The sequence below is a fragment of the Lysinibacillus sp. BS3 genome (assembly GCF_039614735.1).
GTDB lineage: Bacteria > Bacillota > Bacilli > Bacillales_A > Planococcaceae > Lysinibacillus > Lysinibacillus capsici.
Map to the genome: position 1 here is coordinate 506436 of NZ_CP154860.1, position 14872 is coordinate 521307.

The following is a 14872-nucleotide window of genomic DNA, read 5'->3' on the forward strand; positions in this document are numbered from 1 at the left end:
GGCAATGGGCTCTGTAGGAATGAGATCATTGGAAACGGCCCTGTCAGCATAACAGGACTTATTGTTCCTTCATCAGCTAGTAGCCTTGTATCCAAAAGTTCATAGGTGAGCATGCTATTCAATCCTCTCCTAATTTCTTCTCAAAGCTGAAGATTCCTTTGCCTTCGTAAATTCTTTCATCAAATTGAATAAACCCAAGTGAAGTCCAGAAGGTTAATGCTTGCTGATTTGTGGAATGAACCGCTATTTGAATACAGTTAACTTTTTGCATTCTCATTAATTCTTCATAGGTCAAATATATTTTTTTAGCATAGACGAGGACTTGACATGCCGTAATCCAATATGGCTAGATATTCTTCCCCTTTTTTACTATGTATCTCTCAATCTGTAATTCCTCAGCGTCTTTAAATATATCTAAAATATCCTCATTTCCTAGTGCTTCTTTATCATATGCGATTAAATTATAGTCCCTATTTGAATTCATAATCTCTTTTTCAATTTCAATGAATCTTATATCATTTTTAATCAAGCTAAACATCTTCATGTCTCCTATGCTTTTTAGTTTCATCATACTGCATTTTTTAGAAGAACCGTACTCAGAAGTTTAGAACTATTCCAATAACAAGTAAAAATGGTAAAAGAGAATGGCTAGGTAAACGTACAACAAGCCTAGCTCTTTACGCATAAAGTAGCCATATATGACTGAAAGGATGTCCTGTGTGGGGAAAGAACATAAATATTTTCAAAAATTCAAGTTTACGTCAAATCCAAATTGTCATTGTCGCTGTTGTTGTCCTTGTTGTCGTTGTAAATGTAAGCCGCCATTTTACCCATACCACCAAGTTGTCATTATCTAGTCTATGTGACAGATGCTGGACAGCTCGCAACGCCTGATAATAGAGTTTCTGTAATCGATACCGCAACAAACACAATCGTCGCTACCATTCCAGTAGGATCTGCTCCGCTAGAAGTAGCGATTACACCTAATGGCGCTTTTGGCTATGTTCCAGCGCTCTTCTCGGATAATGTAACGGTTTTTAGCACTGCCACAAACTTGCCAATCGCTACCATTCCTGTAGGCATTGACCCCCTTGGTGTCGCCATTTCACCAAATGGAGCACTTGCTTATGTATCCAATCACGGATCGAACACTATATCGGTCATTAATACAGCCACCAATACCGTAACAGCCACTATTCCAGTAGGGCTACAACCTCAAGGTATTGCCTTTACGCCAAACAGTGCATTTGCTTATGTTGCCAACGAGAATTCCAATTCAGTATCTGTTATCAATACTGCAACCAATACGGTGATTGCTACAATCCCTGTGGGAATTCGTCCTAGATCCATTGTTTTGACTCCAAGCGGGCAATTTGCTTATGTGACAAATGAAAATAGCAATTCCGTATCGGTTATTAATACCACTACCAATACAGTAGTGGCTACCATTCCTGTTGGTACAGGACCTGTAGGAACAGCGATTACCCCTGATGGAACGCTTGTTTACATTGTGAATAAAGGCAATAATACCGTATCTGTCATCAATACAGCCACCAATACGGTGATTGCAACTATTCCTGTAGGTGCATCTCCAGACCAAGTAACCATCTTGCCAGATGGTACTTTTGCCTATGTAACAAATCAAGTAGACAATACGGTGTCTGTCATCGACATAGCAACAAACATGGTAATTGCCACAATCCCAGGATTTAACGGGCCGACTGGTATCAAAACTGGAACAATCTGTCAATAATTACACCAAAAAAAGCAACCGACTACTTCCACCCCATCTTAGAAAATGGGCTGTTTTTTGTCGGTTGCCTGCATTCTTTATAAAGTTAATTATGGCTAAAGTTAGCTTAGTCTTGAATCGCTGCGTCTAAAGCGACCACGATCATGTCATTGAATGTTGTTTGACGTTCTTCAGCTGTCGTTACTTCACCAGTGATGATATGGTCACTTACTGTTAGAACAGCAAGTGCTTTACGGCCGAATTTTGCCGCTAATGTGTAAAGAGCTGCTGATTCCATTTCTACCGCTAGTACGCCGTATTGAGCTAATTTTTCGTTTTGGTGTTCATCTGAGTAGAATAAATCCGCTGTGAAGATATTCCCTACTTGTAAGTTAAGACCTGCATCTTTACCTGCATTGTATGCTTTTAATAAAAGATCAAAGTCAGCGATTGGAGCGAAATCGATAGCACCACCCCAAATAATTTGGTTCATACGTGTATCAGATGTTGCTCCTTGCGCTAAAATCACGTCACGTACTTTTACATCTTTTTGAATTGCACCACAAGTACCTACACGGATTAATTTTTGAACATCATATTCTTGCATTAATTCTGTTGCGTAGATTGAAATAGATGGCACACCCATACCAGTTCCTTGTACAGAAATACGTTTCCCTTTATACGTACCAGTGTATCCGAACATATTACGTACTTCGTTGTAGCAAATTACATCTTCTAAAAATGTTTCCGCAATGTATTTTGCACGCAATGGATCTCCTGGAAGTAAAATTGTGTCAGCGATTTCACCTTTTTTTGCATTAATATGAATACTCATACTGCAATCCCTCTTTTCTGTCAGTTATCACTATAAATAATACTGTGTTTCTGTCATTTACGCAATGCTAGACGTCTAGCAACTACAAAATTATTTATAGTTTTCGTACAATTATGCTTGTTCCTCATAAAGTGTCCACAAAGTATCAAAGGTCTGGATTGTTAGGTTTTCCGTTGCATAGGTTTCTATATAGTCGGACAACTCATTAAAGTCTGTGCTCTGCTTTGGAAAATTATGCTCATGAAACACTTCCTCTGCAAAGCGTACTTTAGGGTCAGACCAATCGCCACCTCGATAGGTTAGGACATATAAATAAAAACTTTTCTTCATCGAACAAATTCCCCTTTTTATGCATTGGCTTTTCGCTAGTGTATCAAAAAAAATAGCATTCGTCATAAATTCCACTACTACTATATTTTACCCACTTATGATTTTAGAACTATTTTCATGGTCGATACTGACTTTTGTCATAGTTATTTTATCTGAAAAATTTTAATTTTTAGAAATAAAGATAGAAAAATCTAGCAAAATAAGATAAAATTGAAATCGATTATTTAAAAAATAGGAAGGTGATGGCGATGAAAAAGACTAAAAAAACCCATGGTACAGCGAAAAAACGCCCGTCTCTCTTTACTTTTAGCTTTTTTAAGAAGAGGAAAGCTTCTACACAAGGGGAAACTGGGAAAAATCCCCCTCCTATTAAAGAAAAACGACAACGTTTTTACCATTTAATTCGGGGTAAAGTGCTTATTATGTTTGCACTTCTTATTGTAATTAACGGTATTATGGGTATATTGTCCTATGTCAATATACAAAACTTGCAGCACCAAATGGAAGATTTCACAAAGAAAAATGTGCAGGAGCAACTAACGGTGAATCAACTTGCCTATGAGATTGCTAGACTGACCAATTTAGAGCAATCGTATTTAATTACGGGTAACGGCATTTATTCTACTTCTTATCATTTAAAAATAGATACCATTAATAAAAAGCTAGCCGCTTTGAAAGATCAATTTCAAGATCGCCAAGTGGAACTCGGTCATATGCAGGCAATCGAGCAATATTATAAAAATTACCTTGATTATTCAGATAAAGTCATGACAATGCGTGATGAGCTCGGTCTTGAGCAGGCTCGTAAACTGATGATGGGTGCTACTGGGGAAACAATGAAAACACATATCGATCAAAACATTGAGACCATTAATACTGTCATGGACGATTCCAATAAAACAAAATTAGACAAGCTTAACCAGCAGGTAAATATTTCTATCACTACATTCTTTCTCGTTTCAATCGTTGGCTTTTTAGCGATTGTAATTTTTGGCTTTATGCTATTTAAATCATTAAAACGTAATACACAGGCGATTAATGACTCTATCCTTGATATTGCCCAAGCAGGAGGCGATTTGACAAGACGTGTAAATGTGCGTAATCGTGATGAATTTTCGATTATTGCAGCCTCGACAAATACGTTAATTGAGTCGATTTCTAACTTAATTCGACGCGTAAGTGAGTTGGCGGATCATGTATCAAGCAGCAGTCAGGAGCTAATGTCCTTAGCAGATGAAAATGCGCGTACAATTCAGGATATTGCGGATGCGACAGCAGATATTGCGAGTGATAGTGACAATACGATTTCCAGTATGAATAGTGCGCAGCAAAAAATGAGCGACTTAGAGCATTCAATGCATCAATTAAATGAGCAAGCGAGTGCTGTCCATCGTGCCTCTATCGCCATGCAGCAAGCAGCCGATGAAGGTAGCCGCTCTGTAGAGCAATCATCACTCGTCATGCAATCCATTGAAGAAACAATGGCTTCTACAACATCTACTGTGGAGGCGTTAGGTCGTAAATCTGCGGATATTACCTCTATTATTGGTACGATCACGGCCATTTCTGAGCAAACGAATCTCCTCGCTTTAAATGCGGCGATTGAAGCGGCAAGGGCTGGTGAGCATGGACGAGGCTTTGCTGTCGTAGCCGATGAAGTTCGCAAACTGGCAGAGCAATCTCAAAGTGCAGCGAAAGAGGTGACATCGATTGTCACATCTATCCAAGATGAGGTCACATCCATCATTGCTCAAAATCACGAGGGTGTGACAACGGTCATCAGAGGCGTTGAAGTAACAAACGAAACAAATCAATCCTTAGCCAACATTTTATCGCATACCGAAGAAACAACGTCAATCATCGCGGCCATGGTGGATAAAATTGCGACAACGCTTGAAAATAGCAATGCGGTGGCAAGTGACTTTATTCATGTCAATGCCTACGCAGAACAATCCGCGGCCAACACTGTGACATCTGCGGCAGCAGCCACACAAGGCTCCGCCTCCATGCAGGAAATCAACGCTGCAGCCACTGAGCTTGCCCAACAAGCAGATAGCCTACGCAACCTCGTGAGCGAGTTTAAAGTTTAAGCGAACTGAAAGAGAGAGGGAGAACCAATTTTTTATTGGTTCTCCCTTAACTTTGCGGGGCTATCCTTCTAATTTGCAGGGCTATCCCTCACTTTCAGCATGCTATCCGCTACTTTTTCAGGTTTATCCTCCACTTTTAGATTTCTATCCTTCTAATCTGCTGTTTCTCCTGACCATAAAAAAAACCTAGCAAGGAGCTACCTTGCTAGGTTTTTACTATTTAAATAGTGCTAGGTATTCGCCATAGCCTTCTTTTTCTAAATCTTCTTTTGCGATAAATCGAAGCGCTGCTGAGTTAATGCAGTAGCGTAAGCCACCTTGCTCACTTGGGCCGTCTGGGAAGACATGTCCTAGATGCGAATCCGCTTCTTTGCTGCGTACCTCCACACGACGCATACCGTGAGATGTATCGAAATGCTCGGTTACCTGTTCTTTTTCAATCGGCTTTGTGAAGGCTGGCCAGCCACAGCCTGAGTTGTATTTATCGAGTGAGCTGAATAAAGGCTTGCCAGACACAATGTCTACGTAGATGCCTTCTGCAAAATGGTCATCAAACTCATTACGGAATGGTGGCTCTGTGCCATTTTCCTGTGTGACATAGTATTGCATCTCTGTTAGTTCTTTTAAACGTTGTTCCTTATTCATGTTTGTTCCCCCAGTGTTGCTCCTGAAACGCTCGACGACCTGATCCAATCGAATAGCGCTCATAGTGCATTGGATTTTTCTTATAATACTGTTGATGATAATCCTCAGCCGGATAAAACGTAGTGGCTGGTAAAATTTTTACCATAATTGGTTTATCAAACTTGCCAGACGCTTGTAAATCCGACTTTGAACGTTCAGCTAGCTCACGCTGTTCTTCGTTATGATAAAAAATGGCCGTTGTGTAGGATTCTCCACGGTCGTAAAATTGACCCCCTGCATCTGTTGGGTCAATTAAAGTCCAATAAATCGCAAGTAGCTGCTCGTAGCTATATAACTCATCATCAAATGTGATTTGTACAGCTTCCACATGCCCTGTTGTTTCCGAGCAAACCTGTTCATAGGTAGGATTTACAACATGTCCACCTGTATAGCCTGAGATTACGGAATCAATCCCAGGTGTTTCGTCAAAGGGCTTGACCATACACCAAAAACAGCCTCCCGCAAATGTTGCATATTGCTTTGCCATTCATTTCACTCCTTATTCACCAGGAACAATAATTTCCAATAAGATTTTATCCTTTGGTAAGTCCAATTCTTTAGCACGTACACGTGAACCAGAGGCAATATTAATGCGCGATAAATCAATATATATTTCTGCTTTATTCGGATTCACGGTAATCCATGAGGGAAATTCCACCGAATCGCGCATGATTTTCATTGTCGTTTCTGGTGGAATGTTTAATAACCCTACATTCATGCCTGTCTGTTTTAAAATAATATTCCCCTTGTCATCCACAATAGGATCAAAATTCATGGAAATGGGGATTTCCGTATAGAATACCGTCAGTGTGCTACGTAGTTGAATATCATCCCCAATTGTGAAATCAAGTGGTAAAGGTGAGCCTTTCGCTGCATCCTTTAGGTATTTTTTTGAGATCGATTCTAATTCCTTTGTTGTGGTTTGCACCACGAGTACATTTCCTTTGCTTTCACTTTCACCTGCTGAACTCTTCGCAACATGGACGCCATCCACTGGTCTAGTTGCTAAAAAAACGACGAGGAGGATTGCAAAAAGCACTGTGCCCGCTAAGGCGAAAAACGCGACTTTCCATTTATTCATTTTGTCACTCCTCGAAGCCTATTGCCTTGTTAATCTTTTTTTCCATACCACACTGCTCCATTGCTGCTAGTATACGCTCTGTCATTTTTTCATACCCCTTTGCATTCGGGTGGAAAAAGTCTGTATGATAGACGAGCTCTTCATTTGAATCAAACAAATCTTCCACTGATACGTAACAAGCATTGGAATCCTTGCTGGCTACTTCCTCTATCACATTATTCCATTCTGTGATAATCGTATCAAATTCATTCGCCTCATTGGTTACAATCGAAAATGGATTGTAAAAACCAATGAGTAATAAGGGCACTGTCGGATTTTTAGCACGAATGCCTTCTACGATTTTGCTGTAACGTTCCTTGTATGCTAGTAATTCCTTATCAAAAGCATCACGTTTCAGGTTAAATAAATCCTGCCTGACGACCTTCATGACATCATTGCCACCCATTGTTAAGGAAATTAGCTGTGCTTCTTGCAGCTCCTCATCATAATGCCCTTTTTTCACTAATTTTAGTAGCTGATCGCTGCGTCTGCCACGTTTGCCCCGATTATCAACCTCTACATCCGAAATCGAAGGCCATGCGAGCAATGAATCTGCTAATCTTCCAACATAACCGTCTTGACTATACTCATCACCGACACCATCTGTCAACGAATCTCCCAGTGCCAAGTAATGTAGTTGCTTTGCTTGTTCTTCATCAATTTGCGATAAATCCTCTGCTGATGGCTCAAAAAAATGTTCAAAAATTTGCGTCAACATATTCTTAGATGTTTTTTCCTCATCTTCTGTTTGTTGCTCATCCTGCGGTATATCTTGCTCCGTTCCTGCTTGCTCACCTTCAGGTTCTGCTTGCGGATTCGGTTCATCGATTGATATTGCACAACCACTTAGTACAAAGACGGTCAAACATGACAACATAAATCGCCAAATGTCCATTTGACCACCTTCCATCCCTTTCTATTACTTCTATTATAGAATAGTTCATGCCGCAATGAAAAGTGACTTCCCCTTAGTTCTCCATAATTTTGTGTGCTTGCCAAATTTCCTCAGGTGTATGTATGGAAAAATGTGTGTTTATACAGTGTGCCTTTATGCAGAAGGGATGATAATTAGTAGAACGTCTGATTATTTTTGATGGCAACGTGATCACTGTTTGATTGAAGCTACTGTTCAAAACGATTACTATTTAATTGAAGCCGCTCAAGCTCATAGTTAGTTGAAAACTGATCACAGCTAAACAAAAACTGCTCATCTTTGAATAATCCGCTCATCCTGCTAGGAGATCCACGCATAATAAAAAAGCCACTACATTTACTTATGTAGTAGCTCCTTCCTGTTATTCTGCAAAATAAATAAAACCAATTGCTCCTGGACCTGTGTGTGTCGAGATGATTGGAGATGTAAAGGCAATTTCAACATCGTTAAAGCCAGTTTCTTCGATTAGCGCTTTTAATGGGTTGCCCATCGTTACTAGGCCATCTGCATGGGAAATGCCGACTGCCTTAACTGTTTTTCCAGCTGTATCTGCTTGGAATTGTTTAAATAAAAAATTAACTACTTGTTTATGACTACGTACCTTTGACACAGGATTGTATACGCCACCTTCAAGGTTGGCAATGACTTTGATGTTTAGGAGGGAACCGATAAAGCCTGTGCCTTTACCAATTCGACCGCCTTTGATTAAGTTTTCGAGCGTGTCTACAATAACGTATAAATGTGTATTGTCTCGTACCTTCTCTAAACGTGTCACGATGTCCTCCACAGTGGCGCCTTCATCTCGCATGCGGATGGCCTCTCGTAGTTGGATAGCTAAACCAATCGCGATAAAGCGTGAGTCAATGACTGTCACATCGGCATCTGTCATTTGAGCTGCTTGACGAGCTGATTCTACTGTGCCACTCATACCACCAGTCATATGGATAGAGATAATTTGATCGCCATCTTTACCGAGCTCATCATATAATTCCTTAAATTTACCTGGTGCTGGTTGTGAACTTTTCGGTAAATTTTTTGCATTTTTCATTAAGCCTAAAAAAGATTGTGGCTCTAAGTCCACTCCATCTGTATATGTTTGACCATCAATTTGAATCGTTAAAGGCACGATATGTATGCCATGTTGTGCTACTTCTTCTTTTGTTAAATCACAAGTTGAGTCCGTTACTATATGAATTCGTCTCACTTCGACACATCCTTTTACTTCATTAAAATTTATTATATAGACTAATGAATCATTATGTAAACATGACATTTGTCATTAGGCAAAGCTCTGTCCTAGCTAGCATGTAAACGCTACCTTGGATACTATAGCGTTTTCACCTACCTCTTGTCTATCAATGCCCCTCAAAGAATATGACAGGCTTATGACATTTTTGATATGAACTATATGACAAATGTAAATGTTCATCTATAAATTATTGGGGTATAGTAAATGTATGAACGAAAGGAGTGTTTCAAATGGTTGATTCATTTGACTATAAATCATGGAGGGAAGAGCTGTGGAATGCCATAACACACGGTATTGGTTTCATTGCTAGTATTCCAGCACTGGTTGTTCTACTGTTAGCAGCCGTACAAACAGGAAATGCCCTACATATTACAACCTTCAGCATTTTCGGTGCGTCTGTCATCATTCTGTTTTTAATGTCTACATTACTACACAGTATGCCAGAAAAATATAAACACTTTTTCGCTATTTTGGACCATTCGTCCATTTATATTTTAATTGCCGGCACCTATACGCCGTTTTTATTAATTGCCGTTGGTGGTTCCCTTGGATTGACGCTACTATGTACTATTTGGTCATTGGCTGTGCTTGGTGTATTGTTTAAATGTTTCTTTATTAATCGCTTTGAAGTACTTTCATTAATTTTTTATATTGGTATGGGCTGGTTAATTATATTTGCCATTAAGCCCGTTTATCTGTATTTAGGTTTACATGGCTTTGCTTTACTGCTAGCAGGTGGGCTATTCTATACGATTGGAGCCATCTTTTATGCATGGCGCTCTCTGCCCTATAACCATGCAATCTGGCATCTCTTTGTGCTAGCTGGCTGTGCCTCCATGTATGCGTGTGTTTATTTTTATCTATAATAAAAGCAATCGCTCATTGTAAAGGGAGCGATTGCTTTTTCGTTTATTTACGTTCAAAAATTTGATATTGGAATGTATAACCTTCTGGTGCTGTTTCAGGCTCCTCTGAAGAGACTTGAACAAAATCTTGCTCATAGCTCGGGAAATAGGTGTCTCCCTGAAAGGCATGATTAATTTTGGTGATATACAAGCGATCAGCCATCTCCATCACTAAACGGAAAATTTGCTCGCCGCCAATAATCATCACCTCAGGTACATCTCCAGCTAGCGCTAAAGCACCTTCCAAGCTAGTCACAATTTCAATACCTTCTGCCTGATAGTTTTCGTCACGGGTAATGACGATGTTGCGTCGCCCTGGAAGTGGTCGACCGATGGATTCAAATGTTTTACGTCCCATAATCATAGGCTTGCCCATTGTTTTTTGTTTAAAATACTGCAGATCCCCAGGTAAATGCCAAGGCATCCCATTGTTATATCCGATGACGTGATTGTCATCATGTGCCACAATTAAAGAAATCATACTGTCCCTCCAAATACTTTCGTCCCTTTTATTATAAACATAATGCGCTTATTTCACCTATTTTTAAATAAATAAACATTTGTTACACCTAAATCCTAGTAAAATTATATGAATAGTTTATAATAGGAATAACAAACCTCTCAATAAAGGAATGATGAAGATGATAACTTTAAGAAAAGAAGCTGTTCAATATCTAGAAGCTCAGCGTACTGGTACACCTTATTACAAAGTTTCACCTCAGGAAGCGAGAGCCATGCGTACGGTTACACAATGGCAATCTGCACACAAACCGAAGCTAGCATCCATTGAGGATCACAAAATTACAGTGCGAAATGGCGAACAAATTACAGTTCGGCTTTATACGCCTGTTCTCGGTAAAACATTACCTGTTATTGTTTATTATCATGGTGGAGGCTGGGTCTATGGCAATCTAGAATCTGTCGATGCAGGCTGCCAGTTATTAGCAGACCAGGCACAGGCGATTGTGGTATCAGTGGATTACCGCTTAGCACCTGAATATCCTTTCCCAACACCCTTACATGATGCCTACGATAGCTTAGTATGGGTGCACAATCATATGGAAGCCTTAGGTGGCGATGCAAGTCGATTATCAGTTGCTGGGGACAGTGCTGGCGGAAATTTGGCTACTGTGGTTGCATACTTAGCTACTGCACTAGAGGGACCATCGTTACACGCTCAAACACTCATCTATCCTGTCACAAATGTCGATTTTTCAACAGTATCTTATCTGGCATATGGTGAAGATTACGGCTTAGATACACAAGCCATGCAGTGGTTCTCTCATCACTATACAGAGAAAGCAAACTTCACAAATCCACTTGTGTCCCCTCTTCAGCTAGAGGAAGTCCGTAACATGCCGAAAACATTCATTATAGCTGCAGAGGCAGATGTTCTCTTTGATGAGGGTCTAAGCTATGCACAAAAGTTAAAGGCTGCTGGTGTGGTAGTGGAACATATTACAATGCCAGGTTTAATCCATAGTTATTTCAGTAAAATGAATTATTTTGAAGAAGCAACGATTGAAACCGTGACAAAAATTGCGCAATTCCTGAAATAAGTTTGGCTATCCCGCGCAAACAGTGCGATAATAGAGCAAAACGTTTTTTAAAGGATGACACTATGACACAAACAATAGCTCTACAAATACAAAAGCCCTTTTCTGATCAATTAAAAAAAGGCTTCCCACTTATTTCAAAGGATGCGGTTGATGCACGACGTTTACCTACTGAGCAAGGAACACTCCTCAGGCTCATGGATCATCATAACCGTTTTATTGGAACAGGTTACTACGGCATCCAAAACAAAGGGATTGGCTGGGTGCTAACGACCGATACGAATGAAACAATTGATAAAGCTTTTTTTATAAAAAAATTCAAAAAAGCCATCGACAATCGTGCTGCATTTTTTAGCAATGAAAACACAACAGCCTTTCGTGTGTTTAATGGTGAAGGAGATGGCATCGGCGGTCTTACGATTGATTTTTTTAACAGCTACTACATGGTAAGCTGGTATAGTGAGGGCATTTACTCATTTAAAGAAGTGGTGTATGAGGCGCTTGCTGAGACAGTAGACTACCAAGCGATTTATGAGAAAAAACGCTTTGATAGCAAAGGACAATATATCGAGCAAGATGATTTTGTAATGGGCACGCCAGGAGAATTTCCTATCATGGTGAAGGAAAATGGTATGACCTATGCGGTGCATTTAAACGATGGCGCCATGACAGGGATTTTCCTCGATCAACGTGAGGTACGATTGGCTATTCGTGAGCGTTATGCCAACAATACAGACATGCTGAATACATTTTCCTATACAGGAGCATTTTCTGTGGCAGCCGCTCTAGGAGGAGCCATCAAGACAACGAGTGTAGATGTGGCAAAGCGCAGTCTAGCCAAAACGATTGAGCAATTTAGTGTCAATCATATTGATTATGAGGCACAGGATATAAAAGTCATGGATGTCTTCCATTATTTTAAATATGCACAACGCCATGCTTTACAGTTTGACCTTGTCGTATTAGACCCACCTAGCTTTGCACGTACGAAGCAAATGACCTTTTCAACGGCAAAGGACTACCCTAAATTACTAAAGGACACGATTGCCATTACCGCTAAAAACGGCATCATTGTGGCTTCCACAAATAATGCCAGCTTTGGCATGAAAAAGTTCAAAGGCTTTATTGACCAAGCCTTTAAAGAGACTCGTACACGCTATAAAATTGTCGAGGAATACGGTTTACCGAAGGATTTCCGTGTACCACGTGAATACCCTGAATTTAATTATCTGAAGGTCGTGTTCATCCAGAAAATCGACTAACCAATCGAGAATCACACCAAGGTGTGATTCTTTTTATGTAAGGAAAAGTTGATTCTACCTAAGGAGGTTCGGTACCTCTACAATAAAGGTTCCAAAAGATTGAAACGTTATAAACAAACAGAGCCTTTCTATTAAAAGTAGCCTAAGAAGATGTTCTCTTCTTAGGCCACCCGATTATAGATATTTCACAAACCAATCACGGATATATTCAAGTCGATTAATTCGTAATGTGGGCTTTCCACTTCTTGAAAGTTCATGATTCGCCTCAGGGAAACGCACGAACTTTGTTTGTTTTTTATGATATTTTAAGGCGATAAACAATTGCTCTGCCTGCTCAATTGGACAACGATAGTCTTTTTCACCATGTAAAATCAATAATGGTGTCTCCACTTTGTCTACATACTTCAGTGGCGAATGATGCCATAGCTTCTCTATATCATCGAGTCCTGCTTGAATTTGCCAGTCTGTAAAGTAATAGCCGATATCACTGACACCAGCAAAGCTAATCCAGTTCGAAATGGAGCGCTGCGTCACAGCAGCTTTAAAGCGATTTGTATGGCCCACAATCCAGTTGGTCATAAAACCACCGTAGCTTCCACCAGTTACACCTAGACGATCTTGATCAATAAAATCATAGTGCTCCAGAGCGTAGTCTACCGCTGCCATTAAGTCCGCATAATCATTACCACCATAATCGCCACGTACTGCATCCACAAATTTTTGGCCATAGCCATGACTACCACGCGGATTCGTATAAAGCACTGCAAAGCCTTGTGCAGCAAGGATTTGGAATTCATTAAAGTAGGTATTACCATACATTGCATGCGGACCACCATGGATTTCAAGAATGAGAGGATATTTCTTCCCTGCTTCATAGCCAACTGGCCTCATAATCCAGCCATTGACCTTCCAGCCTTCTGCACCTTCAAATTCGATACTCTCTGGAACAGCTAATGTTTTGGTTTTTAAAAAATCTTCATTAATGGACGTCAACTGTTCTTTGTCACCTGTTTTTAGGTTCACATAAAACAGATCGCCTGGATTGGTCGTTGTGCTAATAGCCGCAATAGCCTGATCGTTTTGCGCATCAAGTGAGAAGCCATAGACATATTGATCATCATGGATAGCTGGGTAAATTTCGCCATCTACATTTCCGTAATAAATCGCCGCATTGCCGTGATCTGTGACTTGGAAGTAGAAGCTATGATTATCATTCATCCATTGCACACGTGGTGACGCTACACCTTGCAGGAAATCACCGATGACATAATCACCAACAGGTGCATCAAATTCACTTGTTACACAGTTTAGTAGTTTTTGCTCCATGTCATAAATCCAAAGCTTTGCTTGTGTGGCATTTTCAAATTCACGTTCTCCACCTACAAAAGAAAGATAGCGACTATTCGGAGACCAAGCTGTTTGGTAATAAGCACCCGAACCTTCTGTTAGCTTGTGACTCTGCTTAGATTCTAACTCCAATAAATAGATATCCACATTAAATGAGAAATCTAAATCCTCTGCCTTATCTGCTAAGTACGTAAGGTATTTGCCATCTGGCGACCAAGTACCCAGATGGCAGTACTCTTTGCCTTCTGTCACTTGTTCTAGCTCTCCTGATGCCACATTGACAATGGCAATATGGGTAAACTGCTCCCTATCAATAAATCCACCAGCATCCGATTTGTGTTTCATTTTCTCGATTTCTAGTGGCTTTAGTTCTTTGTCCTTTTTCTTCTCATCCTCCGCTTTATCTAGGATGGTTTCATCTTTCCCTAGCACGACTGAAAAAGCAATTTTCTTGCCACATGGTGACCAGACAGGGGAGGTCGCTCCATTTTTACAATGTGTCACCTGTTTTGCCTCTCCACCTGCTTTCGAAAGAACATAAATTTGCGACTTACCTGTTCTCGTTGACAAAAATGCAATTTGACTGCCATCTGGTGACCAAACAGGGGAACTCGTTCTATCTTCACCAAATGTCCATTGCTGTGGTGTTTTGTCCTTCAAGTTTATGTAAAACAAATTCGATATATAGTCGTTTTTCTTCTCGTCCATACGAGTCTCTACATAAACTACCTCTGTCCCATCTGGTGAAAGCTGTGGATCTGCTACTGATTTTAAGTGATAAAGATCTTCTGGTTGAATCCCTTGTTTCGATGTCATGTTCTTGCTCCT

15 protein-coding genes and 1 pseudogene are annotated in these 14872 nt (G+C 40.1%); 5 read left to right on the forward strand and 11 right to left on the reverse strand.

The window, feature by feature from the left end:
- Window positions 1-118: 118 nt before the first annotated feature.
- Together AAJG31_RS02580 and AAJG31_RS02585 are read right to left on the reverse strand one after the other, a co-directional pair.
- Window positions 119-277, reverse strand: coding sequence for a hypothetical protein (locus AAJG31_RS02580; protein ID WP_279494897.1), 159 nt, complete (start codon window positions 275-277; stop codon window positions 119-121).
- A 69-nt stretch (window positions 278-346) separates the two neighbouring features.
- Complete coding sequence (locus tag AAJG31_RS02585; protein ID WP_305210581.1) at window positions 347-538, reverse strand: hypothetical protein; 192 nt, start codon at window positions 536-538, stop codon at window positions 347-349.
- A gap of 300 nt (window positions 539-838) precedes the next feature.
- Here AAJG31_RS02585 and AAJG31_RS02590 point away from each other — a divergent pair.
- Window positions 839-1753, forward strand: a pseudogene (locus AAJG31_RS02590) (beta-propeller fold lactonase family protein); the annotation flags it as partial.
- A 106-nt stretch (window positions 1754-1859) separates the two neighbouring features.
- On the opposite strand, the gene deoD reads toward AAJG31_RS02590, so the two are convergent.
- Together deoD and AAJG31_RS02600 are read right to left on the reverse strand one after the other, a co-directional pair.
- Window positions 1860-2567, reverse strand: coding sequence for a purine-nucleoside phosphorylase (gene deoD, locus AAJG31_RS02595; RefSeq protein WP_048395686.1), 708 nt, complete (start codon window positions 2565-2567; stop codon window positions 1860-1862).
- Window positions 2568-2678: 111 nt separating this feature from the next.
- Complete coding sequence (locus tag AAJG31_RS02600) at window positions 2679-2897, reverse strand: YozE family protein (RefSeq protein ID WP_048395688.1); 219 nt, start codon at window positions 2895-2897, stop codon at window positions 2679-2681.
- Between the two features lie 248 nt (window positions 2898-3145).
- Here AAJG31_RS02600 and AAJG31_RS02605 point away from each other — a divergent pair, with 248 nt between their 5' ends.
- On the forward strand, window positions 3146-4987 hold the full coding sequence (locus AAJG31_RS02605; RefSeq protein WP_103118074.1) for a methyl-accepting chemotaxis protein: 1842 nt from the start codon (window positions 3146-3148) through the stop codon (window positions 4985-4987).
- 216 nt (window positions 4988-5203) lie between these two features.
- Here AAJG31_RS02605 and msrB read toward each other — a convergent pair whose 3' ends face one another.
- The 5 genes from msrB to AAJG31_RS02630 all read right to left on the reverse strand — a co-directional run bounded on the left by msrB (window position 5204) and on the right by AAJG31_RS02630 (window position 8929).
- A complete protein-coding gene (msrB, locus tag AAJG31_RS02610; RefSeq protein WP_048395692.1) occupies window positions 5204-5632 on the reverse strand; it encodes a peptide-methionine (R)-S-oxide reductase MsrB in 429 nt (142 codons plus the stop codon).
- Window positions 5625-6158: a peptide-methionine (S)-S-oxide reductase MsrA gene (msrA, locus tag AAJG31_RS02615; RefSeq protein ID WP_004230216.1), complete on the reverse strand. Its 534-nt coding sequence runs from the start codon at window positions 6156-6158 to the stop codon at window positions 5625-5627. The genes msrB and msrA overlap by 8 nt, the downstream gene beginning before the upstream one ends.
- Before the next feature lie 12 nt (window positions 6159-6170).
- A complete protein-coding gene (locus tag AAJG31_RS02620) occupies window positions 6171-6752 on the reverse strand; it encodes a YpmS family protein (protein ID WP_048395694.1) in 582 nt (193 codons plus the stop codon).
- A gap of 4 nt (window positions 6753-6756) precedes the next feature.
- A complete protein-coding gene (locus AAJG31_RS02625) occupies window positions 6757-7686 on the reverse strand; it encodes a GDSL-type esterase/lipase family protein (RefSeq protein ID WP_227744879.1) in 930 nt (309 codons plus the stop codon).
- Window positions 7687-8086: 400 nt separating this feature from the next.
- Window positions 8087-8929 carry a DegV family protein gene (locus tag AAJG31_RS02630; protein WP_066036831.1) on the reverse strand — a complete coding sequence of 281 codons (843 nt, stop codon included), beginning with the start codon at window positions 8927-8929 and terminating at the stop codon, window positions 8087-8089.
- Between the two features lie 275 nt (window positions 8930-9204).
- Here AAJG31_RS02630 and AAJG31_RS02635 point away from each other — a divergent pair, with 275 nt between their 5' ends.
- The gene (locus AAJG31_RS02635; protein WP_115674432.1) at window positions 9205-9840 is read left to right on the forward strand and encodes a hemolysin III family protein; all 636 of its coding nucleotides are present in this window, start codon (window positions 9205-9207) and stop codon (window positions 9838-9840) included.
- 43 nt (window positions 9841-9883) lie between these two features.
- On the opposite strand, the gene AAJG31_RS02640 is transcribed toward AAJG31_RS02635, so the two are convergent.
- Window positions 9884-10360, reverse strand: coding sequence for a dihydrofolate reductase (locus AAJG31_RS02640; RefSeq protein ID WP_054549236.1), 477 nt, complete (start codon window positions 10358-10360; stop codon window positions 9884-9886).
- Between the two features lie 160 nt (window positions 10361-10520).
- Here AAJG31_RS02640 and AAJG31_RS02645 point away from each other — a divergent pair, with 160 nt between their 5' ends.
- Window positions 10521-11438 carry an alpha/beta hydrolase gene (locus AAJG31_RS02645; RefSeq protein ID WP_279494892.1) on the forward strand — a complete coding sequence of 306 codons (918 nt, stop codon included), beginning with the start codon at window positions 10521-10523 and terminating at the stop codon, window positions 11436-11438.
- 62 nt (window positions 11439-11500) lie between these two features.
- Complete coding sequence (locus AAJG31_RS02650; RefSeq protein WP_066036833.1) at window positions 11501-12697, forward strand: class I SAM-dependent rRNA methyltransferase; 1197 nt, start codon at window positions 11501-11503, stop codon at window positions 12695-12697.
- Window positions 12698-12871: 174 nt separating this feature from the next.
- On the opposite strand, the gene AAJG31_RS02655 is transcribed toward AAJG31_RS02650, so the two are convergent.
- The gene (locus AAJG31_RS02655; protein ID WP_279494891.1) at window positions 12872-14860 is read right to left on the reverse strand and encodes a S9 family peptidase; all 1989 of its coding nucleotides are present in this window, start codon (window positions 14858-14860) and stop codon (window positions 12872-12874) included.
- Between the last annotated feature and the right edge of the window lie 12 nt (window positions 14861-14872).